Annotated in this window: 20 protein-coding genes; 7 read left to right on the plus strand and 13 right to left on the minus strand. The window is 74.5% G+C overall.

Features of this window, described 5'->3' with window-relative positions; all coding sequences use genetic code 11:
• Window position 1 precedes the first annotated feature (1 nt).
• Genes FB458_RS06670 through FB458_RS06680 form a run of 3 tightly spaced genes read right to left on the minus strand, consistent with a single transcriptional unit; the run spans window position 2 to window position 4,494 of the window.
• Entirely contained in the window at window positions 2–1,024 is a 1,023-nt protein-coding gene (locus FB458_RS06670) for a zinc-binding metallopeptidase family protein (RefSeq protein WP_141847798.1), read from the minus strand.
• Entirely contained in the window at window positions 1,021–1,983 is a 963-nt protein-coding gene (locus FB458_RS06675; protein ID WP_141847799.1) for a transglutaminase family protein, read from the minus strand. Before FB458_RS06675 ends, FB458_RS06670 begins: the two co-directional genes overlap by 4 nt.
• A 24-nt stretch (window positions 1,984–2,007) precedes the next feature.
• Window positions 2,008–4,494, minus strand: coding sequence for a circularly permuted type 2 ATP-grasp protein (locus tag FB458_RS06680; protein WP_141847800.1), 2,487 nt, complete (start codon window positions 4,492–4,494; stop codon window positions 2,008–2,010).
• 75 nt (window positions 4,495–4,569) lie between these two features.
• Here FB458_RS06680 and FB458_RS06685 point away from each other — a divergent pair, with 75 nt between their 5' ends.
• A complete protein-coding gene (locus FB458_RS06685) occupies window positions 4,570–4,995 on the plus strand; it encodes a YbjQ family protein (protein ID WP_141847801.1) in 426 nt (141 codons plus the stop codon).
• Here the strand turns inward: FB458_RS06685 and FB458_RS06690 are convergent.
• Entirely contained in the window at window positions 4,992–5,897 is a 906-nt protein-coding gene (locus FB458_RS06690; protein ID WP_141847802.1) for an isocitrate lyase/PEP mutase family protein, read from the minus strand. The genes FB458_RS06685 and FB458_RS06690 overlap by 4 nt on opposite strands.
• A 242-nt stretch (window positions 5,898–6,139) precedes the next feature.
• Between FB458_RS06690 and FB458_RS06695 the strand changes: the two genes are divergently transcribed.
• From FB458_RS06695 to FB458_RS06715, 5 genes are all read left to right on the plus strand, one after another.
• Entirely contained in the window at window positions 6,140–6,841 is a 702-nt protein-coding gene (locus FB458_RS06695) for a GntR family transcriptional regulator (RefSeq protein WP_141847803.1), read from the plus strand.
• Window positions 6,838–8,937: a hydantoinase/oxoprolinase family protein gene (locus FB458_RS06700; RefSeq protein ID WP_141847804.1), complete on the plus strand. Its 2,100-nt coding sequence runs from the start codon at window positions 6,838–6,840 to the stop codon at window positions 8,935–8,937. The genes FB458_RS06695 and FB458_RS06700 overlap by 4 nt, the downstream gene beginning before the upstream one ends.
• Before the next feature lies 1 nt (window position 8,938).
• On the plus strand, window positions 8,939–10,837 hold the full coding sequence (locus tag FB458_RS06705) for a hydantoinase B/oxoprolinase family protein (RefSeq protein WP_141847805.1): 1,899 nt from the start codon (window positions 8,939–8,941) through the stop codon (window positions 10,835–10,837).
• Window positions 10,834–11,508: an isochorismatase family protein gene (locus FB458_RS06710; RefSeq protein ID WP_211355951.1), complete on the plus strand. Its 675-nt coding sequence runs from the start codon at window positions 10,834–10,836 to the stop codon at window positions 11,506–11,508. Before FB458_RS06705 ends, FB458_RS06710 begins: the two co-directional genes overlap by 4 nt.
• A 141-nt stretch (window positions 11,509–11,649) precedes the next feature.
• Entirely contained in the window at window positions 11,650–12,087 is a 438-nt protein-coding gene (locus tag FB458_RS06715; RefSeq protein WP_211355952.1) for an HNH endonuclease, read from the plus strand.
• A gap of 6 nt (window positions 12,088–12,093) precedes the next feature.
• On the opposite strand, the gene FB458_RS06720 is transcribed toward FB458_RS06715, so the two are convergent.
• The 8 genes from FB458_RS06720 to FB458_RS06755 form a co-directional block, all read right to left on the minus strand.
• The gene (locus tag FB458_RS06720) at window positions 12,094–12,582 is read right to left on the minus strand and encodes a TspO/MBR family protein (RefSeq protein ID WP_141847806.1); all 489 of its coding nucleotides are present in this window, start codon (window positions 12,580–12,582) and stop codon (window positions 12,094–12,096) included.
• Window positions 12,583–12,662: 80 nt separating this feature from the next.
• A complete protein-coding gene (locus tag FB458_RS06725) occupies window positions 12,663–14,033 on the minus strand; it encodes a cryptochrome/photolyase family protein (RefSeq protein WP_141847807.1) in 1,371 nt (456 codons plus the stop codon).
• Window positions 14,026–14,844 (minus strand): CPBP family intramembrane glutamic endopeptidase, encoded by an 819-nt coding sequence (locus tag FB458_RS06730; protein ID WP_211355953.1) that lies wholly within the window; start codon window positions 14,842–14,844, stop codon window positions 14,026–14,028. The genes FB458_RS06725 and FB458_RS06730 overlap by 8 nt, the downstream gene beginning before the upstream one ends.
• On the minus strand, window positions 14,841–15,788 hold the full coding sequence (locus FB458_RS06735) for an NAD(P)H-binding protein (protein ID WP_141847808.1): 948 nt from the start codon (window positions 15,786–15,788) through the stop codon (window positions 14,841–14,843). Before FB458_RS06735 ends, FB458_RS06730 begins: the two co-directional genes overlap by 4 nt.
• An 85-nt stretch (window positions 15,789–15,873) precedes the next feature.
• Window positions 15,874–16,578 (minus strand): DUF4232 domain-containing protein, encoded by a 705-nt coding sequence (locus FB458_RS06740; protein WP_141847809.1) that lies wholly within the window; start codon window positions 16,576–16,578, stop codon window positions 15,874–15,876.
• A gap of 83 nt (window positions 16,579–16,661) precedes the next feature.
• Entirely contained in the window at window positions 16,662–17,066 is a 405-nt protein-coding gene (locus FB458_RS21805; RefSeq protein WP_246061096.1) for a hypothetical protein, read from the minus strand.
• A 17-nt stretch (window positions 17,067–17,083) separates the two neighbouring features.
• A complete protein-coding gene (locus FB458_RS06750; protein ID WP_141847810.1) occupies window positions 17,084–18,853 on the minus strand; it encodes a sodium:solute symporter family protein in 1,770 nt (589 codons plus the stop codon).
• Between the two features lie 116 nt (window positions 18,854–18,969).
• Window positions 18,970–19,437, minus strand: coding sequence for a nitroreductase/quinone reductase family protein (locus FB458_RS06755; protein ID WP_141847811.1), 468 nt, complete (start codon window positions 19,435–19,437; stop codon window positions 18,970–18,972).
• A 107-nt stretch (window positions 19,438–19,544) separates the two neighbouring features.
• Here FB458_RS06755 and FB458_RS06760 point away from each other — a divergent pair, with 107 nt between their 5' ends.
• Window positions 19,545–20,270: a TetR/AcrR family transcriptional regulator gene (locus FB458_RS06760; protein WP_141847812.1), complete on the plus strand. Its 726-nt coding sequence runs from the start codon at window positions 19,545–19,547 to the stop codon at window positions 20,268–20,270.
• Here FB458_RS06760 and FB458_RS06765 read toward each other — a convergent pair.
• A complete protein-coding gene (locus tag FB458_RS06765) occupies window positions 20,257–21,060 on the minus strand; it encodes a DUF4282 domain-containing protein (protein WP_141847813.1) in 804 nt (267 codons plus the stop codon). The genes FB458_RS06760 and FB458_RS06765 overlap by 14 nt on opposite strands.
• Window positions 21,061–21,082 lie beyond the last annotated feature (22 nt).

The raw sequence follows: 21,082 nt of genomic DNA on the forward strand, positions 1-21,082 counted from the left end.
GTCAGCTCGTCACGAGCTCGGCGACGAGGTCGAGCTTGTCGACGACGGGCGCGGCGAGGACGAACGGGTAGAGGTCGGGCTTGCCCATCGACCGCTCGACCTGGTTGAGCGCGATCGACAGCGGCACCCACACGTCGACGACGACGCGTCCGAAGGGGCCGGACAGGTCGGTCCCGGCCGGCAGCAGCCCCTGCTCGAGGGCCGTCTCGAGGGTGTCGCTGATGTGCAGGAAGTGCGCGAAGGTCTCGGCGAAGTCCTCGTACGGGTGCATGGTCGCGTACTCGGAGATGTACGACGCCTCCCACCCGTCCGGGGGTCCCTCGGCGTAGTGGCGGTCGATCTCGGCCTGGTAGTCCGCGCGGTCGTCGCCGAACAGGGCACGGACCCGCCGGGTGCGCTCCTCGTCGCCGAGGACGTGCAGGCCCTCGACGTAGTGCCCCGTCTCGTGCCGCAGGTGGCCGAGCATCGTCCGGTAGGGCTCACCGAGCCGCATCCGCACCTTCTCGCGGTACGCGTCGTGGCTCTCGGCGAGGTCGATGGTGACGACGCCGTCGGCGTGCCCGATGACGACGTCCTCGGCGCGGCTGGACAGCAGGTCGAAGCACAGCCCCGTCTCCGGGTCCTCGGTGCGCGGGACCCAGCGCACCCCGCGGGCGTCGAGCTCGACGAGCAGCTGCCGCTTGGCGCGCTCGGTCTCGGCGTAGAGCCCGAGCCCCTCGAGGTCGGCGTCGTTCGGGCGCGTCCGGGTGAGGGCGCAGCTCTCGCAGAGAGCCCCGTCGGCCGGCGCCAGCCACGTGCAGCCGTTGAGGGCGACGTCCGCGCAGGGCCACCACGCGGTGCCCTGCGGGTCGACGTACGACGCCCCCCTCCCCCCGTCACGACCGGCCTCCCGCTCGCCCTCGGGCCGCACCGGGACGATCTCCCGCTCGGCGCGCGAGTACGCCTGCGGCGTCCCGCAGCCGAGGCAGACGGTGTTCTCCAGGTACAGGGGGTGGCCGCTGACCCGGCACTGGTAGGTCCTCACGGCGCTCCCGTGCCCGGGTCGGCCGACCCCGACACGTCCCCACCCCCTGGGAGCGGCTCGACGTCGACGGAGACCTCGAGCCGCGAGCTCTCGGCCTCGGTGACGATGACCCCCTTGAGCGGCGGGACGTCGCCGTAGTCGCGCCCCCACGCGACGGTGACGTGCCGCTCCCCCACCCGCGCGTCGTTGGTCGGGTCCACGGCGAGCCACGAGCGCGGGTCCCCCGGGCCGTCCGGGAGGTCCGGCCTCGGCACCCACACCTGCACCCAGGCGTGGCTGGCGTCGGCACCGACGACGCGGTCGCGACCGGGCGGCGGCGTCGTCGACAGGTACCCGCTGACGTACCGCGCCGCGAGCCCGTGCCCGCGCAGGCCGGCCACCATGAGCTGCGCGAAGTCCTGGCACACCCCGGCCCGCTGGTCGAGCACCTCCTCGATGCGGCTCGTCACGGTCGTGGCCCGCGGGTCGTAGGCGAGGTCGGCGTGGATCCGGTGCACGAGGTCGTCCACCGCCTCCCCCAGCGGCCGGCCGGGGGTGAGGCTGAGGGCGGCGTACGCCGTCGCGGCCGGCACCAGGTCGACGAGCGGCGACGCGAGGGTGAGGTCGACCGCGCGCCAGGCGCCGGGCAGGTCCGGGCGGAGCGCCGGCCGCGCCTGCTCCCACGGGACCGACAGCGCCACCGCGTCGGCCTGGTCGGCCGCGGACGGCTGCACCTCGACCTCGCTGCGGCCGATGACCGTGAGGACGCGGTGCGGGGTCGTCACCTGGAGGAACACCGTCCCGTTGCCGAAGGCGTCGAGGTCGGCGCGGCGGTCCTCCGGCGCGGGGTCGACGTCGACCTGCGCGGCGTGCACGACCTGCCACGGCAGCGAGCGCGGCGTCAGGTGCGCGACGGCGAGGCTGTCGGTGACGTCGTCGTCGTACGTGTACGTCGTGCGGTGCGTGACCCGGTACCTCATCGCGGCCCCCTCATCCCAGCCCCCTCATCGCAGCCCCCGCACCGCGGGCTCGCGCCCGCCGCCGAACGCCCGCGGGGCGGGGCCGGCCGCGAGGTGGGTCGCGGCGACCGCGTCGGCGACCCGGGTGAGGTCGTCGGTGAGCCGGGTGAGGTGGCGCTCGAGGTGCGGCCGGCTCGCGCCGCCGATGGCCACCAGCGTCGCGACGTCGAGCTCGGCGACCTCCTCGCGCAGGTCGGCGAGCAGCCGTTCGGGCCGGGTGGCGCCGGTCGCCGTCGGCACCGCGGCGAGGTGCTCGCCGACGAGGCCGAGCGAGAAGGCGAGCGAGCGCGGGTTGTCGGGGTCGGTGAGCAGCAGGTCGAGGACGGTGGCCGGCCGCACGTCGCCGCGGTGCCGGCGCCGGTGGGTGACGCTGCTCTCCGCCGCGGCGAGCACGGTCTGCAGGACGGTGCGGTCGACCTCGATCCCGTGCCGCTCGACGACGACCCGCAGCAGCAGCGCGAGCTGGAGCCCGCGCTCGAGGGCCCGGCCCGCCTCGAGCAGGTGCCAGCCGGGGTCGCGGACCATGTTGCCGGTCACGCCGTGCAGGGCCAGGACCCCCGTGAGCATCCGCCCGGCGCCCTCGGCGAGGTGGTGCGACCCGAGGGTGCGCACGAGCTCCGCCTCGGCCCGGTCGGCGACGGCGAGGGCCCGCCAGGTGTCGGCCGACAGCTGGTCGCGCACCCCCTCCGCCGCGACCCGCGCCGCGTCGAGCGACTGCGCGGCCGACCCCGGCCGGCCGCGGTCGGTGAGCAGGTCGTGCAGGTAGCCGTCGACGTCTCCGAGCCGCTGCGGCGGCCCCGCGAACCGCGCGAGCGCCCCGACGAGCACCTCGACCGCACGGCCCCCGCTCGTGCCCGGACCGGCGGGGTCGCGTCGTCCGGCGAAGTCCTCCACGAGCGGGTGCGTCGCGAGGACGAGCCGCAGCAGCGTCTCGGCGCGCTCGGCGTACCGGCCCAGCCAGAACAGGTGCTCCAGCGCCCGTGGCACGCTCGGCGTGAGCACGCGGTGGCCGAGGGCGGGCAGGCTGGCCCCGAGCCCCTGGTCGCGGTCGGACGGCTCCGCCTTGAGCACCCAGACGTCCTTGGTCGGCGGACCTCCCGCCCGCTCCGGCGGGCCGCCCGGCCCCGGCTGCACCGCGGCGAGCCCCCCGAGCAGGAGCCGGTACGACGCCCCCTGCCGCAGCGCGAACGTCCGCAGCGTCACCGGTCGGGCGGCGAGGCCGTCCTCCACGAGGGTCGCGGTGGTCGCGAGCGGCGGTCGGTGCTGGACGACGTACCGGCCGGGGTCGGCCTCGACGCGGGCGAGCCGGTCGTCCCCGGCGAGGGGGGTGCTGCGGTCGAGCGCCCGCACGAGCACCTCGCCCACACTCCCCCCGGACGCGTCCCGGCCCGCGCCGAGCAGGGCGCGGGCCCGCTCCAGGCCCGCGGGCGCGCCGCACCACCACGTCGGCACGGACGGCAGCCGCAGCGGCTCGCCGAGCAGCAGCGACGCCGCCGCCGGCAGGAACGGCAGCAGGGCCGGGTTCTCCAGCACCGTCGCCCCGAGCGCGTTGACGACCCGGACGGTCCCGCGCCGAACGCACTCGAGCAGTCCCGGCACCCCGAGCCGGCTGTCGGGCCGCAGCTCGAGCGGGTCGCACCAGGCGGGGTCGACCCGGCGCAGCACGACGTGGACCGGCTCGAGCCGGTCGAGGCTGCGCAGCCACAGCCGCCCACGGCGCACGACGAGGTCCTCGCCGCGCACGAGCGGGAAGCCGAGCCGCGTGGCGACGACGGCCTGGTCGTAGGCGGTCTCGGAGTGGCTGCCCGGGGTGAGGACGACGACCTGGGGGTCGGCGACCTCCTCGTCGGCGCACTGGAGCAGGACCGTGCGCAGCGCCCCGAAGAACGGGCCCACCCGGTGCAGCGACGCCTCCCGGTAGAGCTCGGGCAGCACGCGGCTGAGGACCCGGCGGTTCTCCAGCGCGTAGCCGAGACCCGACGGCGCCTGGGTCCGGTCGCCGAGGACGAGCCAGCGCCCCTCCTCGTCGCGCGCGACGTCGGTCGCGGTCAGCTCCAGCGGGCGCGGGTCGGCGGAGGACGCGCGGGTGAGCGCGCGCAGGAAGCCGGGGTGACGCAGCACCGCCTCGGGGGGGACGACGCCCTCGGCGAGCAGCCGCTGCGGCCCGTGCAGGTCGGCGAGGACCGCCTCGAGCAGCTCGGCGCGCTGGACCAGCCCGCGCTCCAGCCCGGCCCACTGCGCCGACCCGAGGACCAGCGGGAGCGGGTCGAGCCGCCACGGCCCGGGGGCCTCACCGGGCCGGGCGTAGGTGACGCCGTCGTCGTCGAGCAGCCGCCCGGCGTCCCGGGCGACCCGGGCGAGGTCGTCGGGGGTCAGCCGGTCCGCGGCCTGCGCCAGGTCCGTCGCGCCCACCGCCCGCAGCGCGGCCGCGTGCTCGCGCAGGACGTCGTCCGGCGGGGAGGACGGGGACACGGTGGCCACCCTGGCACAGCGCGTCCCCAGCGGGGGGCGGCCGACCGCCGAGCGGGACCTGTCAGGCTCGGGCCCATGATCATCGTGACGAGCAACGAGGTCCCGGGCTACCGCGTCGAGGCGGTCTTCGGCGAGGTCATGGGGATGACCGTGCGCAGCGCCACCATCGTCGGCGGCTTCACGGCGAGCTTCCGGGCGATCGGCGGCGGCGAGCTGCCGGAGTACACGAAGATCGTCTACGAGTCGCGGCACGAGGTGATGGGCCGGATGGTCGCCGAGGCCGAGCAGCGCGGCGCCAACGCGATCGTCGCGATGCGCTTCGACACGGGCGAGATCGGCCAGTCCTTCACGGAGATCTGCGCGTACGGCACCGCCGTCCGGGTCCGGCCGCTGCGGGCCGACGAGCCGGGCTCGACCCCGCAGTCGGCCGCCGACGCCGCTCGCCACGGTCAGGCACAGGGCCAGGCGCAGGGCCCGTACGGCGACGTGCAGGACGCCTAGCCCCCGAAGCGGGTCTCCAGCTCGCCGACCTCGGGCAGCCCGACCGTCGTCGTGAAGGCGTCGAAGGCGGGCAGCGCGGCGGCGTGCGGCGTCCCGTCGCGCCGGATCGTCGCGAGCACGTCCTGCACCGCCGCGGTCGCCGCGAGCAGCGTGGCGATCGGGTAGATGACGAGCGAGAAGCCGAGCTCGGCGACCCGCTCGAGCGCCAGCGGCGGGGTCCGCCCGCCCTCGGCGGCGTTGAAGACGAGCGGGGCGACCCCGCCGAGCTCGTCGGCGACGCGGGCGATGTCGGCCTCGCTCGTGGGGGCCTCGACGAACAGCACGTCGGCGCCGGCGGCGGCGTAGGCCCGGGCGCGCGCGATGGCCGCGTCGAGCCCCTCGACGGCGGCCGCGTCGGTGCGGGCGATGAGGACGAGCCCCTCGTCGCGGCGGGCGGCGACGGCGGCCTCGATCTTGCCGACCATCTCGGCGAGCGGCACGACCTGCTTGCCCGACATGTGACCGCACTTCTTCGGCGTGACCTGGTCCTCGAGGTGCAGGCCGGCGACCCCGGCCTGCTCCCACGTCCGGACGGTGCGCACGACGTTGACGGCGTTGCCGTAGCCGGTGTCCGCGTCGACGACGACGGGCAGGTCGACGGCGTCGACGAACCGGCGCGCCTGGTCGGCCATCTCGGCCGCGCTGAGCAGCCCGACGTCTGGGCGGCCGAGCAGCGAGGCGGTCGCGCCGAACCCGGTGAGGTAGACGGCGTCGAACCCGGCCTGCTCGACGAGCCGGGCCGAGAGGGCGTCGTACGCCCCGGGGAGGAGCAGCGGCGCCGGCGCCGACACGAGCTCGCGCAGCCGGGCACGGGAGGCCGACGGGGACGGGCTGCGGTGGGGGTCGGGGAGCAGGGTGCCCATGGGGTCTCCGTCGCACAGAAGGTCGGGTCGCCCAGGAGGTCGACACGACAGAAGGGCCAGATGTATGCAGAACACGCGTGGGACGAGCGGTCCACGGTGAAGTTACGCGACGAAACCCTTGTGCGTCCAGGGCGCGATCCCTAGATTGCACACAATCACCGGCCGCACCCCCGGGCGGCCGGTGACCTCACCGCCGAGATCTCCCCGCCGAGATCCCACCGCCGAGCGACGAGGAGTCGTGCATGCCCGGCACCGCCGACGCCACGGCCACCGACCGCGTCGAGGACACGCTGCGCGAGCTCATCCTGCGCGGCGACCTCACGCCGGGGGCGCGGCTGGCCGAGGTGGAGCTGGCCGACCGGCTCGGCGTGAGCCGCACGCCCGTCCGCGAGGCCCTCTCCCGGCTCGTCGTCCAGGGCCTGGTCGACTCCGCCCCCAACCGGGGCGCGCGCGTCGCCACCTGGACCCTCGCCGAGCTCGAGGGCGTCTTCGACCTGCGGACCACGCTCGAGCCGCGGCTCACCGCGCTCGCGGTCCCCCGCGCCACGGCGGACGACGTCGAGGAGCTCGACCGGCTGGCCGCGGCGACCGTCGCCGTCGGGCGCCCCGGTCCGGGGCAGGACCTCGACGCCCTCGTTCCGGCGAACCGCGCCTTCCACGACCGCATCGTCGCGCTCGCCGCCCACCCCGGGCTCGCCGGCGCTCTCGGCAGCGCCATCCGCACGCCGCTGCAGCGGCGCAACTTCCGGGCGTACGACGACGCCGCCCTGCGCCGCAGCCTCGCCCACCACGTCGAGATCGTCGACGCCTTCCGCGCCGGCGACGCCGACTGGGCCGCCGCCGTGATGACCGCGCACATCCGCCACGCCCGATCCGTCATGGTCCGCGCCGCCGAGCCGGACAGCACGCCCTCACCCGCCCCCGCAGAAGGAGACCAGTCATGAGCTACCGCCTCGGTGTCGACGTCGGGGGCACCTTCACCGACGTCCTGCTCGTCGACGAGGCCAGCGGCGCGACGTGGCGGGCCAAGACCGCCTCGACGCCTCAGGACCAGGCCGTCGGCGTGCTGAACGGCATCGGCCAGGTCTGCGAGCAGGCCGGCATCTCGCTCGCCGAGGTCGCCCAGGTCCTGCACGGCACGACCGTCGCGACCAACGCGATCCTCGAGGGCAAGGGCGCCACCGTCGGCCTCGTGACGACGAAGGGCTTCCGGCAGGTCCTGCAGATCGCCCGATCCTACGTCCCCGGCGGCCTGGCCGGCTGGATCATCTGGCCCAAGCCCGAGCCGCTCGCCGCGCTGGAGAACACCGTGGAGGTCGACGAGCGGATCGCCAGCGACGGCGCGCGGATCCGCGCGCTCGACGAGGACGGCGCCCGCGCCGCCCTCGCCCGGCTCACGGGGGTCGAGGCCCTCGCCATCTCGCTGGTCAACTCCTTCGCCGACCCGGCGCACGAGCGCCGTCTGCGCGACCTCGCCGCCGAGGTCCTCCCGGGCGTGCCGGTCTCGCTCTCCTCCGACGTCCTGCCCGAGCTGCGGGAGTACGAGCGCACCGTGACGACCGTCGCCAACGGCTACGTCCAGCCGCAGGTCAAGCGCTACGTGACGACCCTCAGCGAGCGGCTGCGCGAGGGCGGGGTCGGCGCCGAGCTGGCCATCCTGCGCAGCGACGGCGGCCTGTCCTCCGCGCAGGGCGCCGTCGACGCGCCCGTGACCATGCTGCTCTCCGGCCCGGCCGGCGGCGTGACCGGCGCCGTGTGGGTCGCCGAGCAGTGCGGCTACCGCGACCTCATCACCTTCGACATGGGCGGCACCTCCACCGACGTCGCCCTCGTCCAGGGCCTGTCGCCGCGGATCGGTCGCGAGACCAAGGTCGGCGACCTCACCGTGCGGGCCTCGAGCGTCGACGTGCGCACCGTCGGCGCGGGCGGCGGCTCGATCGCCCACGTGCCGCAGCTGACCCGCGCGCTGCGGGTCGGTCCGCAGTCGGCCGGCGCCGATCCCGGACCGGCCGCCTACGGCAAGGGCGGCACCGAGCCGACCGTCACCGACGCCAACGTCGTCCTCGGCTACCTGCCCTCCGACCTCGCCGGCGGCGAGATCCGGCTCGACGTCGACGCGGCCCGCACCGCCGTCGCGACCGTGGCCGACGCGATGGAGCTGGGCTCCCCGGAGGCCGCCGCGGCGGGCATCGTCGACATCGTCAACGAGAACATGCTCGGCGGCCTGCGGCTCGTCTCGGTGCAGCAGGGGTTCGACCCGCGCGACTTCGCCCTCGTCGCCTTCGGGGGCGCGGGACCGCTGCACGCCAACGCCCTCGGCGTCCTCACCGGCGCCTGGCCGGTCATCGTCCCGCCCTCACCCGGTGTCCTGTGCGCGCTCGGCGACGCGACGACCTCGCGCCGCGACGAGTCCGCCCGCACCGTGCTGCGCCGCTTCTCCGACCTCACCGGGGCCGAGCTGGCTCAGGTGCTCACCGAGCTGGCCGACGACGCCGGCGGCCGGCTCGCCGACCAGGGTCTGCCGCGGGAGGAGCAGCGCGTCACCTACACGGTCGACGTCCGCTTCCACGGCCAGGGCTTCGAGATCCCCGTCTCCGTCGACGGTGACTGGCTGCGGGGCGGGACGCGCGACGGCGCGCTCGAGCGGCTCGCCGAGACCTTCGACGCCGAGCACCAGCGCCTGTTCGGTTTCCTCCTCACCGTGGACCACGAGCTGGTCAACGCCCGCGCCACGGTGAGCGGCCCCCGTCCGGAGGTCGCCGCGATCCACCTCGAGCCGACCTCCGGTCCGCCGGAGCCGTTGCGGGAGAGCACGATCCACGTCGGCGGCGAGGCCGTGCCCGCGAAGATCTTCGACCGCGCCGTCCTGCGCGCCGGCGACGTCGTCGAGGGACCCGCGGTCGTCACGGAGATGGACTCCACGACGCTCGTCCTGCCCGGGTACGTCGCGACCGTCCACCCCTCCGGCAGCCTGCTCATCACCCCCGCCGACAAGACCCCCGCCGAGATGACCCCCGCCGAGATGACCGAGGAGGCCTGACATGGCCCGCATCGTCGAGACCGCGACCACGCCGCTGCCGACCCTCGAGGGGCAGGTCGACCCGGTCACCCTCGACCTCGTCGAGAACGGCCTGCGCAACGCGCGCTACGAGATGGACGAGGTGCTCTTCCGCACCGCCCTGTCCCCCGGCATCCGCGAGCAGCACGACGAGTTTCCGCTCATCGCCGACCCCAGCGGGAAGATGGTCGTCGGCCAGTTCGGCCTGTCCATCCCCGACTTCCTCGACGGGTACGACGGCACGGTCGAGGAGGGCGACGTCCTGCTCACCTCGGACCCGTACGCGTGCGGCGCGGCGATCAGCCACGCCAACGACTGGCTCGTCGTCGTCCCGATCTTCCACGAGGGCCGCGTCGTCGGCTGGTCCTCGATGTTCGGCCACATGTCCGACGTCGGCGGCAAGACCCCGTCGTCGATGCCGACCGACGCCCGCACGATCTACGAGGAGGGCGTCGTCATCCCGCCCTTCAAGCTCTACGCGAAGGGCGTCGTCAACGAGGACGCGCTGCGCGTCGTCCTCAACCAGGTGCGGATGCCGGACTGGAACCGGGCCGACCTCAACGGCCTCGTCGCCGCCTGCCGCACCGCGGCCCGCCGGGTGGTCGAGATGTGCGAGCGGTTCGGCACGGCGACGTACCTCGCCTCGCTCGACGCGCTGCTGCAGCGCAACTACGACGCGATGAAGGTGCTGCTGGCCATGGTCTTCGAGGAGGGCCGCACGCTCTCCTTCACCGACTACATCTGCGACGACGGTGTCGGCAACGGCCCCTACGAGCTGAAGCTCTCCCTCACCCGGACCGGCGAGAAGGTGCACCTGGACTTCACCGGCTCCAGCCCGCAGGCCGTCGGCCCGATCAACTACTACATCAACGAGAACCTCACCCGGATGTTCTTCGGGATCTACATGATCACCGTCGCCGACCCGCAGATCCTGTGGAACGACGGGTTCTACCCGCTCGTCGACGTGACGATCCCGGACGGCTCGTACTGGAAGCCCAAGCACCCCGCGGCCCTCTCCGGGCGCAACCACGGCATCGGTCGCGTCTTCGACCTCTTCGGCGGCCTGCTCGGGCAGACCAACCCGGCGCTGCTCAACGCGGCCGGCTTCTCCTCCAGCCCGCACTTCATGTACTCGGGGCACTACTCGGGAGGCGACCGCGCGGGCGAGTGGTTCCAGCTGTACTCGATCGGCTTCGGCGGGATCCCCGGCCGCCCGCTCGGCGACGGCCCCGACGGTCACTCGCTGTGGCCGAGCTTCGTCAACATCCCGTGCGAGTACCTCGAGTCGTACTACCCGCTGCGGATCGAGAAGTGGGAGACCGTCGCCGACACCGGCGGCGCCGGCCTGCACCGCGGGGGCAACGGCGTCGACGTCGCCTACGTCTTCGAGGAGCCCGGCACCATCGCCATCCACGACGACCGCTGGCTGACCTACCCCTGGGGCGTCAACGGCGGCCGGCCCGGCGCCCGCGGCACCAAGTGGGTCGACCGCGCCGACGGCACCCGGCAGGTCCTGCCGAGCAAGTGCCACGACGTCCCCGTCTCCCCCGGCGACGTCCTGCACTTCGTCACCTGGGGCGGCGGCGGGTGGGGCGACCCGCTCGAGCGCGACCCCGCGCTCGTCGCCCTCGAGGTCCGCCGCGGGCTGGTCAGCCCCGAGGGCGCCCGGGCGTACGGCGTCGTCGTGACCACCGACGGCCCCGACGGGCTCGGCGCGACCGTCGACGACGCCGCGACCACCGAGCTCCGCGACCGGATGCGCCAGGACCGACCGGCCGAGCTGCCGGTCTTCGACATGGGTCCGCCGCTGGAGGAGATCCTCGCCCGCGCCGAGGAGGAGACCGGACTGCCGGCCCCGACGCGGCCGGTCTGGTCGCGGTGACCCCCGGCCCGCCCGCCCCGGGCACGCCGGGTCCCCACGGCCCGGCGTTCTCGGGGCGGGTCGGCTGGGGGGAGCGGCCGGCGCTGCTCGTCGTCGACCTCTGCCGCGCGTACACCGACCCGGACGGCCCGTTCGCCCTGCCCGGCGCGGACGGGGTCGTCGAGGCCAACCGCCGGCTCGTCGAAGCGGCCCGCGCCGCCGGCGTCCCGGTCGTGTGGACCCTCGTGCGCTACGCGGCCGACCTCGCCGACGGCGGCCACTTCGTGCGCAAGGTGCCCGCCCTCGCCGCGTTCGCCGTCGACGCCGACGGCGGGTGGGGCGCGCCGACCCTCGCCCCGGCCGACGCCGAGGTCGTCGTCACCAAGCAGTACGCGTCGGCCTTCACCGGCCGGACCGCGGACGGCGAGGGGCTCACCGCGTGGCTGCGCGCCCGCGGCGTCGACACCCTCCTCCTCACGGGCGTCTCGACGTCCGGCTGCGTGCGGGCCTCGGCCACGGACGCGCTGACCCACGGCCTGCGCCCGCTCGTCGTCGCCGACGCGTGCGGCGACCGGAGCGAGGACCTGCACGCCCAGAACCTGCGCGACCTGGACGCGAAGTACGCCGACGTCGTCGGGCTCGACGAGGCGCTCGAGCACCTGGCCGCGCTGCCGGGCAGACCTCTACCCTGACCTCGATCCTGACCTCGACCCTGACCTCGATCCCGGACCGTCACCTGCGCGTCACGAGGAATTGGGGAGCAGATCCGCGTGGTGGCAGGCACCATGGGAGCAGCGCGACAGCCAGCCGCGCCCGACCTAGGGGGTTCCCCGGTGTCCCAGGTGCTCATCCTCAACGCGTCGTACGAGCCCCTCGGGGGCGTGTCCGTCCGGCACGCCATCGGCATGCTGGTGCGCGAGGTGGCGGTCGTCGAGGAGGCCGTCGAGGGCCAGATGTTCGGCCCCTACCCGCGTCCGCGCGTGGTCCGGCTGCTGCGGTACGTCGCCGCGAAGTGGCTGCACCGCCCGGCCGGCTGGTCCAAGCGGGCCGTCCTCACCCGCGACCGGCACCGCTGCGCCTACTGCGCCGGCCGCGCCACGACCGTCGACCACGTCGTGCCGATGAGCCGCGGGGGCGGCTCGACGTGGCTCAACACCGTCGCCTCCTGCTCGCCGTGCAACAACCGCAAGGGCGACCGGCTGCTGCCGGAGACGAGCCTGCGCCTCGCCTGGCAGCCGTGGGTGCCGCGGCACGCCGACCTGCTGGCGTAGGGGCGCTCAGGCGCCCGGGTTGCGCCGGACCAGCTCGGCGGTCAGCGCGGTCGCGAAGGCGACCCAGGCGGCGTACGGCGCGAGCAGCCGGCCGGAGGTGGCGTCGTACCGCGAGCACCGGCGGATGAGGTCGACCGTCGACGCCTCGAGCAGGAGGATCTCGGCGAGCGCGAGCCGCGGCCGCTTCCACGCGAAGAACAGCCACGTCCACAGCACGTTGAGGACGAGGTTGACGCCGATGGCGACCCGCAGGTCCCGCCGGGCCCGCGGGTCGCTCTCGCGGTGCTCGGCGCCGTCGAGGGCGCGGGCGGTGCCGACGGCGATGAGCGCGTAGAGCGAGGTCCACACCGGCCCGAACAGCCAGCCCGGCGGCTGCCACGACGGCTTGTCGAGCCGGGCGTACCAGCGCGAGGAGACGTCGGTGCCGAGCCCGCCGGTGACCGCGGTCGCGGTGACGGCGGCCGCGGTGGCGGCGAGGGTGCGGGGCTGGACCATGGACGCGCTCCGTCGGTGTTAGGGGTCTGGTGTGCTCACGACTGGACGGCTCAGGACTGGACGGCTCAGGACTGGACGGCTCAGGACTGGACGGCGGAGAGCCGGCGCAGCGCCTCGCGGCGCTCCTCGGCGTGGTCGACGAGCGGGTGCGGGTAGCCGACGGGGTGCTGCGGCAGGTCCCACGGGCGGTGCACGGCCTTGCCGGGGACGTCGCGCAGCTCCGGGACCCAGCGGCGCACGTAGTCGCCCTGCGGGTCGAACTTCTCGCCCTGGGTGATCGGGTTAAAGACGCGGAAGTACGGCGCCGCGTCGGTCCCGGTCCCCGCCGCCCACTGCCAGCCGTGCTGGTTGTTGGCCAGGTCGCCGTCGACGAGGTGGTCCATGAAGTGCCGGGCCCCGAGGGTCCACTCCAGGTGCAGGTCCTTGACGAGGAAGGAGGCGACGAGCATCCGCAACCGATTGTGCATCCAGCCCTCGGCGAGCAGCTGGCGCATGCCCGCGTCGACGTACGGGAAGCCGGTGCGGCCTTCCTGCCAGGCGCGGAACCGTTGCTGCGCCTCGGCGCCGGTGTCGTACTCCATCGACTCGAAGGCGCGGCGGAAGTAGCCGTGCGCGCTGCGCGGCCAGAAGTGCAGGACCGCGGCGTAGAAGTCGCGCCACGCGAGCTGGCGGCGGTAGGCGTCTTCGCCGGTGGAGTGCCCGAGGTCGGCGAGCAGGGTGCGCGGGTGGACCGTGCCGATCTTCAGGTGCGGGCTCATCCGCGACGTGGCGTCGTGGTCGGGCCGGTCGCGGTCGGTGTCGTACCCGGCCAGGCCCTCCTCGCGGAACCTCGCCCAGGCCGCGGCGGCGCCCGCCTCGCCCGGCTCCGGCAGGGTCGTGCCGTCGCCGAGCTCCGGGTCGTCGGGGATCCCGTCGCCGGGGGCGGCGACCCACGTCGTCGCGGCCGGGTCGGACTCCGCGGGACGGCGCCAGCCGTGGTCGAGCCACGAGCGGTAGAAGGGCGTGAAGACCTGGTACGGCGCCCCGTCCCCGCGCACGACCCGGCCGGGCGCGACGGCGTACGGGCTGCCGGTGCGGACCAGGCCGGGCGAGCCGGGCAGGCCGGCGAGGGCGGTCTCGACGGCGGTGTCGCGGCGGGCGCCGTACGGCGTGAAGTCGGCGCTGACGTGGACCGCGCTCGCCCCGACCTCGGCGGCGGTCGCGGGGACGACGTCGGCGGGGCGGCCGCGGCGGACGACGAGCCCGCCGCCGTGCTCGCGCAGGTCGGCGTCGAGGGCGCGCAGGCTGCGCCGCAGCCACGCGGTGCGCGGGCCGCCGGCGGTGCGCAGCAGCACGTCGTCGAGGACGAACAGCGCGAGCACCGGCCCCTGCTGGGCGGCGGTGAGCAGCGCGGCGTGGTCGCGCAGCCGCAGGTCGCGGCGGAACCAGACGACCGACGGGGCCTCAGTCACGGTGGGCCCAGCGCAGCAGCCGCGACGAGGTGGGCGTGGCGATGTCGGCCGCCCTGGCCTCCTGGTGCTGCTCCTGGGCGATGGCGGACTCGAAGAGCGGTGGCAGGAAGCGGAGCATGAGGACCGACCACGTGAGGTGGGTGAGCACGGGGGCCTGGACGCCGCCGGAGGCCCGGCGCTGCAGGCCGAACAGCGCCCCCATCACCGCGGCGGCCGCGACGAGGGCGGGGTTGCGGGTGGCGACCGTGGCCGCGGTGTAGACGGCCGTGGACCGCAGCACCGGGTGCTCGTCGCGCAGGACGGTGAAGAGGGCCCCCCGGAAGAACAGCTCCTCGCCGATCCCGTTGGCGCACGTCGTGAGGACGACCAGCGGCAGCTCGCCCTCGTCGGCGAAGCGCAGGACGTTGCCGATCGCGCTCTCCAGGAAGGGGATCCGCTTGGCGACGAGGGCCAGCCCGTAGAACGTGCCGAAGGCGAGGACGCCGGTCGCCACCGGCGTGACGACGGGCGTGCGGCGGATGTCGTCGCGCCCGCGGATCGTGCCGACGTGCAGCGGTCCGGACGCGAAGGCACCGATCGTCCACGTCGCAGCCACCGCCCCGGTGAGCAGGTAGAAGCGCGGCGAGCCCGGCTTCGTCGACAGCGAGAGGCCGAGCAGCCCCGCGCCGGTGAGCCCGACGATCCCGACGAGGCGGCGCCGCCGGGTGCGGACCGCCTCGCTCTCCTCGCTCAGCAACGGCTCCTGACGGGTCATGGGCAGCGGAAGGCGGCCGGTGACCTGGTCACGGGCCCGCTCCCACCAGGCGGTCACGAGCGACCCTTCGCCGCCGCGTCACCGCTCGGGGCCGGGTCGGCGGACCCGTCGGGGCCGAGGCGCCGGGCGCGGTCGCGCAGCGCCACTCGGACGGCGTCGTCGTACGTCATCGGCTCGAAGGGGACCAGCCGCCGGATGCTGTCGTCGCGCACGACGACCTCGTTGGTCATCGAGTCGACGAGCGAGCGCGCCGTCTGCGGGTCGACGCTCGTGACGAGCGAGAGCCACCGCGAGGACAGCCCGGGGGTGAGCAGCGGGACCGGGGCGACGACCAGCGGCCGCCCCTCGATGTCGGCCACGCGCTTCATCATCTCGGAGTAGGCGAGCACGTCGGGGCCGCCGACGTCGAACGAGCGCCCGTAGGCGTCCTCGAGCCCGAGCACACCGACGAGGTAGCGCACGACGTCGTCGAGCGCGATCGGCTGGGTGCGGGTCTTGACCCACTTGGGCGTGATCATCGCGGGGAGGTGCTCGACGAGCTGGCGGGTCATCTCCCACGAGATCCCCTCGTCGCCGATGACGATCCCGGCGCGCAGCGTCGTCACCGGCACGCCGGCGTCGGCGAGCAAGCGCTCGACCTCGCGCCGGCTGCGCAGGTGGGCGGACAGGTCGTCGTCGTCGTCCCCGAGACCGCCGAGGTAGACGACCTGCTTCAGCCCGACCTCGCGGGCGGCCCGACCGAACGACCCGGCCGCCTGGGCGTCCTTGGTCTCGAAGTCCGCGGAGTCGAGGGAGTGGACGAGGTAGTACGCCGCCTCGCAGCCCTCCATCGCCGTGCGCAGGCTGTCCTCGTCGGCGACGTCACCGAAGACGGCGGTGCCGGCCCCGCTGTAGTCGTCCGGGTGCCGGGTCATGGCGACGACGTCGTGGCCGGCGTCGGCGAGGGCGGGGGTGAGATGGCGCCCGACGAACCCGGACGCTCCGGTGACGAGGACCTTCACCCCTCCAACGTGCCAGACGCGCGCGCCCCCCGCAGCCGTGGGGCCGCGGGGGGCGAGCCCGGGTGGGGCGGGGCCGTCCGGTGGCTCAGGCGTTGAAGGGCTGCACCTGGAGCTGGTGGACCGACGGGTTCGCGCACGCCTGCAGCGAGTACGGCACGTACGCCGCCGCCGTGGTCCCCGGCAGGTACACCCGGAAGCCGGAGGCGGTGGTCTCGCTGCAGGACGGGAAGTTCGCCGCCTGGGCGACCTGGATGGTCGCGACGGCGGTCTTGCCCGGCTCGAGCCGCATGAGGGGGGCGGACTGACCGGTGGCCCGGTCGGCGGCCGCCCCGAGCTGCTGCCCGGTGCCGCCGGCCACGAGCGAGACGCCGGGGAAGCCCTGCGTCGTGCAGACCGTCGAGCCCTTGTTGGTCGCGATCAGCTGGACGGCGACGTGGCCGGCGCTGCCACCACCCGCGGGCATCTCGACGCGCAGGGTCATCTGCGAGGGCTGGCAGGTGGTGGTCGTGGCCGACCCTCCCGTGGTCGTCGTGGTCCCGGGCGCCTCGGCACCGCCGCTCGCGGTCGTCGTGGTGCCCGAGCCCGACCCGGCGTCGGCGGAGGTCGTCGTGCTCGCCGGCGGCTCGGTGCTCGTCACCGTCGTCGTCACCGGCGCCTGCGCGCCGGTCTGGGTGGTGCCGTCGCTCGTGCTGCAGGCACCGAGAGCACCCGCGGCGAGCAGGGCGGAACCGAGGGCGAGGGTCGCCCGGGTGGTGGTGCGGCGGGTCGTGGGTCGGTGTGCTGTCCCCATCACGCGTCCCTTCGAGGTGTGGTTCGTGGGTTGACGTCCTCTGGGACGCCGTACCGGGTCGTGGGGTTGGGCCCCGGTCCGGCTCAGTGCGAGCGCGGGCGGTCGCCGTCACCGGCGGGACCCGCGTCGGCGGCCGGGCCCGGCCCCGCGGGGTGCTCGGGGACGACGATCGGCTTGAGCCGGGCCCACGCGAGGAAGGCGAGACCGACGACGAGCATGCCGATCCCGGCCCACAGGTTGGCGTTGACCCCGCCGGTCTTGGCGGTCTCGGGGTCGGCGAAGAGCCCCATGACGGTGAGGACGACGCCGTACAGCCCGATGAGGGCGCCGATGATGTTGCGGATGTCGAAGGCGCCCGCGGTGTGCTGCCCGCCGCCCGTGCTCTTCTGGCCCGTGCTCTTCTGGCCCGTGCTCTTCTGGTCGGGGGTCTTCTGGTCGGGGGTCTTCTGGTCTGGGGTCTTCTGGTCTGGGGTCTTCTGGTCGGCCATGTCGAGGTCCTTCCGGCTCAGGCGAACACGAGGTTGAGGGCGACGACGAGGACGAGCCCGATCGAGGCCAGCGGGATGGTCCGCCGGTACCACGGGTAGGACTTCTCCTGCGGGTCGACGAGGTCCTCGCGCGGGGTCTCGGAGTAGACCAGCCCGCGCAGCTCGGAGACCGGCTTGGGCTCGGTGACCATCGACACGACCACCGACAGGACGATGTCGACGACGAAGGCGGTGCCGGCGGCCGCGAAGGACGCGCCCTGGCCGCCGACCGGGAGGACGCCCAGGCTGGCGGAGCCGAACGCGTCCTCGGACAGGAACGCGACGACGACGGCCGACAGCGTGCCCGCCGACAGGCCCACCCAGCCGGCCGTCGCGGTCATCCGCTTCCAGAACATGCCGAGAATGAACGTCGCGAAGAGGGGGGCGTTGAAGAACCCGAACAACGTCTGGATGTAGTTCATGACGTTGTTGAACGAGCTGGCGATGAGCGCGGTGAAGATCGCGATGACCGTCGCCCCGACCGTGGCGAGCCGCCCGATGCGCAGGTAGTAGTCGTCGTGGTGGTTCTTGCGGACGTAGCGCTCCCACAGGTCGTAGGAGAAGACCGTGTTGAAGGCCGAGATGTTCGCCGCCATGCCGGCCATGAAGGCGGCGAGCAGACCGGCGATCGCGACCCCGAGCAGGCCGTTGGGCAGCACGTCGCGCATGAGCAGGATGAGCGCGTCGTTGTAGGTGACGGTGCCCGACGCGCCGCCGGCGGTGGGGTTGCCGGCCTTGAGCTTGCCGATCTCCGGCACGAGCACGGCCGCGACCATCCCGGGGATGATGACGATGAAGGGGATGAACATCTTGGGGAAGGCGCCGATGATCGGGGTCTTGCGGGCCGCCGAGATCGACTCCGAGGCCATCGCGCGCTGGACCTCGACGAAGTTCGTCGTCCAGTAGCCGAAGGAGAGCACGAAGCCGAGGCCGAAGACGATGCCGATGACGGACAGCGTCGAGGAGCCGAAGCCGGTCAGCGCCGTGCCGGGCCAGGAGTGCAGCTGCTGGTCGGCCGTCGGGATCGTCGTCCCGGCCGCCGGCTGCGTCGACGTGGCGTACTCGGTGACCTTGTCCTTCAGCCCGCTCCAGCCGCCGACCCGGTTGAGGCCGACGAGGGTCAGCGGCAGCAGCGCGCCGACGATGACGAAGAACTGGAGGACCTCGTTGTAGATGGCGGCCGAGAGACCACCGACCGTGATGTACGACAGGACGATCGCGGCGGCGACCAGCAGCGTGAGCCACAGCGGCCAGCCGAGCAGCGCCCGCACGATCGAGCCGAGCAGGTAGAGGTTGACGCCGGCGATGAGCAGCTGGGCCAGGGCGAACGAGAGCGCGTTGACCAGGTGCGCCCCGGTGCCGAAGCGGCGGAACATGAACTCGGGGACCGAGCGCACCTTGCTGCCGTAGTAGAACGGCATCATCACGACGCCGAGGAAGAGCATGGCCGGGATGGCCCCGACCCAGAAGTAGTGCACCGTCGGCAGGCCGTACTGCGCCCCGTTGGCCGACATCCCCATGATCTCGACGGCGCCGAGGTTGGCCGAGATGAAGGCCAGGCCCGTCACCCAGGCCGGCAGCGAGCGGCCGGAGAGGAAGAAGTCGACCGAGTCCGAGACCTGGCGGCGGGCGACGAGCCCGATGCCGATGACGAAGACGAAGTAGAGCGCGACGAGCGCGTAGTCGACGGGCGACGCGTCGATGAGCGTGGCCGACGCGAGAGCCGGGACCGACGTGGCCGGGTGCACGGTGCCTCCTGCAGGCTGGGCGGGCGAGGGGTCGGGTCTGCCCGGCCATCGCCCACCGTATGCCCAACCCCGCGGGTCGTCTCGCGCGCGCGCCGCACGGGCCCCGCACCCTCGGGTCAGGCGCCGGCGGCGGGGTCCGGGGTCAGCCGGAAGACGGGGAAGCCGGCTGCGACGGCGGCGATCTCGTCGTCGGTGGAGGCCTTGGTCAGCCCCTCGACGAAGCGCCCGACCTCCCACCCCCACCGCACGAGGTACTGCCGGATGACGGACACCCGCTCGTCGACCGGGAGCTCGGTGACGGTCACGTGCTCCGTACGCCGCCCCACGGACAGCTGCGCGGTGCCGCTCACCCGCACGTTGCGCACCCACGCGGTGGTCCCCCGCGGGGCGACGAGGTAGCGCTCGCCGTCGAGGGTGAGCAGGTTGACCGGGGTGCTGTGCGGGGTGCCGGTCCGGCGGCCGGGGACGGTGAGGACCCGGGAGCCCAGGAGGCTGACCCCGTGCCGGGTCAGCCAGGCGACGACCCGGTTGAAGGCGAGGTCGCCGCTGGTGGGGCGGACGAAGCGGTCGGTGCTGGCGCTCATGATGACTCCCTGGGGGAAGTGAGAGCGGTGCTCTCGGATGAGACGACCGTACGGCGCGTCGTCCGGGATTGTCAAGAGCAGTGCTCTCGTTTTGCTAGGGTGGGGCGGTGCCGACGACCCGCGCCCCCTCGTCGACCCCCGCCCCCTCCACGCGCGCCGAGCGCCGCGAGGAGGTCACCCGGCGGATCCTCGAGATCGGGCGCGACCACCTCGCCAAGGAGGGCGCGGCGGCCCTGTCGCTGCGGGCGGTGACGCGCGACCTCGGCATGGTCTCCAGCGCGGTCTACCGCTACGTCGCCAACCGCGACGACCTGCTCACCCTGCTCGTCGTCGACGCCTACACCGAGCTGGCCGACCACGTCGACGCCGCCCTCGCCCGGTCCCGGGGCGGGTTCGCGGCGCAGGTCCTCGTCCTCGCCGGGACGATGCGGTCCTGGGCCGTCGCCGAGCCCGCCCGGTGGGCGCTGCTCTACGGCTCACCCGTGCCCGGGTACGCCGCCCCACCCTCCACGGTCGAGGCGGGGACCCGCGTCATGGTCGTCCTCATGCACCTGCTCGACGAGGGGGTCGCCGCCGGCGAGGTACCGACGGGGGCCGGGGCGGTCGCCCTGCCGCGAGCGCTGGGTCGCGACCTCGCGGCCGTCCGCACCGAGGTGGGGCTGCAGCAGGCGGACGACGCCACGCTCGCCCGCGGCATCCTCCTGTGGACGACGCTCGTCGGTGCGGTGAGCCTGGAGGTGTTCGGTCAGCTCGGCGAGTCGACCTTCGCGCACCCGGACGTGCTCTTCGAGCACCAGGTGCGCCAGGCGCTGCGGGTCGTCACCGCCCCCTGAGGTCGTCGCCCCCGTCACCCCGGCCGTCACCCCGGCCGTCACCCCGGCCGTCACCCAGCCGGTCGCGGATCGTGCGGGTGTCCTCGGCGAGCCGCACCAGGGCGAGGACCGCCTCGATGAGGACGCGCGCGCCGATGACCGTCACGAGGGCGAGGACGCCGCCGACGACGAGGACGACGAGCGCGTAGGTGGCGTCGGTCAGCAGCGCCCCGACCAGCTCGGCCACCCAGGTCAGCCCGACCGCGACGATGACGACGAGGTAGGCCACCTTGGCCACCACCGGCGTGACGAACCGGTCGAACGAGGTGTCGAACAGGCTGGCCAGGAAGCCGGCCGTCCGCGGCGCGTGGTGCTGGCCGGGGGCGGGGGGCCAGGCCCCGTGCTGGACCCCGTGCTGGACCCCGTGCTGAACCCCGTGCTGAACCCCGTGCTGGACCCCGTGCTGCGGGCTCGGCTGACCACCCCACGGCGGGCTGGGGATCCCGGCACCGGACGGGTCGCCGTACGGCGCGCCGTAGGGGCTCGCGGGCGACGGGCCCGAGGGCGTGGCCGTGGGGTCGCCGTACGGCGAGCCGTAGGCGGCGGCCACCCCCTCGTAGCCGGTGCCCGAGCCCGACGAGGAGCCCGACGAGGAGCCCGAGGGTGAGGTCAGCGGGGTGGGCTCCGTCGACGGCGAGCCGTAGCTCCCGGTCGCCCAGGACCCGGGCTCGGGCTGCACGGGTACCTGCTCGGTCGGCGCGGCCGCCTCGCGGACCTCGTCCTCGTCCCGGGCGTAGGGGTTCTCGCTCATCGCTGCTCCTCGGGTTCCTCGT

It is taken from the genome of Lapillicoccus jejuensis (genome assembly GCF_006715055.1).
Taxonomy (GTDB): Bacteria; Actinomycetota; Actinomycetes; order Actinomycetales; family Dermatophilaceae; genus Lapillicoccus; species Lapillicoccus jejuensis.

Bases quoted from the DNA above. Each gene is read 5' to 3' on its own strand.
- FB458_RS06675 (WP_141847799.1), bottom strand. From the start codon at position 1,983: ATGAGGTACCGGGTCACGCACCGCACGACGTACACGTACGACGACGAC.
- FB458_RS06685 (WP_141847801.1), top strand. From the start codon at position 4,570: ATGATCATCGTGACGAGCAACGAGGTCCCGGGCTACCGCGTCGAGGCG.
- FB458_RS06690 (WP_141847802.1), bottom strand. From the start codon at position 5,897: ATGGGCACCCTGCTCCCCGACCCCCACCGCAGCCCGTCCCCGTCGGCC.
- FB458_RS06695 (WP_141847803.1), top strand. From the start codon at position 6,140: ATGCCCGGCACCGCCGACGCCACGGCCACCGACCGCGTCGAGGACACG.
- FB458_RS06700 (WP_141847804.1), top strand. From the start codon at position 6,838: ATGAGCTACCGCCTCGGTGTCGACGTCGGGGGCACCTTCACCGACGTC.
- FB458_RS06705 (WP_141847805.1), top strand. From the start codon at position 8,939: ATGGCCCGCATCGTCGAGACCGCGACCACGCCGCTGCCGACCCTCGAG.
- FB458_RS06720 (WP_141847806.1), bottom strand. From the start codon at position 12,582: ATGGTCCAGCCCCGCACCCTCGCCGCCACCGCGGCCGCCGTCACCGCG.
- FB458_RS06740 (WP_141847809.1), bottom strand. From the start codon at position 16,578: ATGGGGACAGCACACCGACCCACGACCCGCCGCACCACCACCCGGGCG.
- FB458_RS21805 (WP_246061096.1), bottom strand. From the start codon at position 17,066: ATGGCCGACCAGAAGACCCCAGACCAGAAGACCCCAGACCAGAAGACC.
- FB458_RS06755 (WP_141847811.1), bottom strand. From the start codon at position 19,437: ATGAGCGCCAGCACCGACCGCTTCGTCCGCCCCACCAGCGGCGACCTC.
- FB458_RS06765 (WP_141847813.1), bottom strand. From the start codon at position 21,060: ATGAGCGAGAACCCCTACGCCCGGGACGAGGACGAGGTCCGCGAGGCG.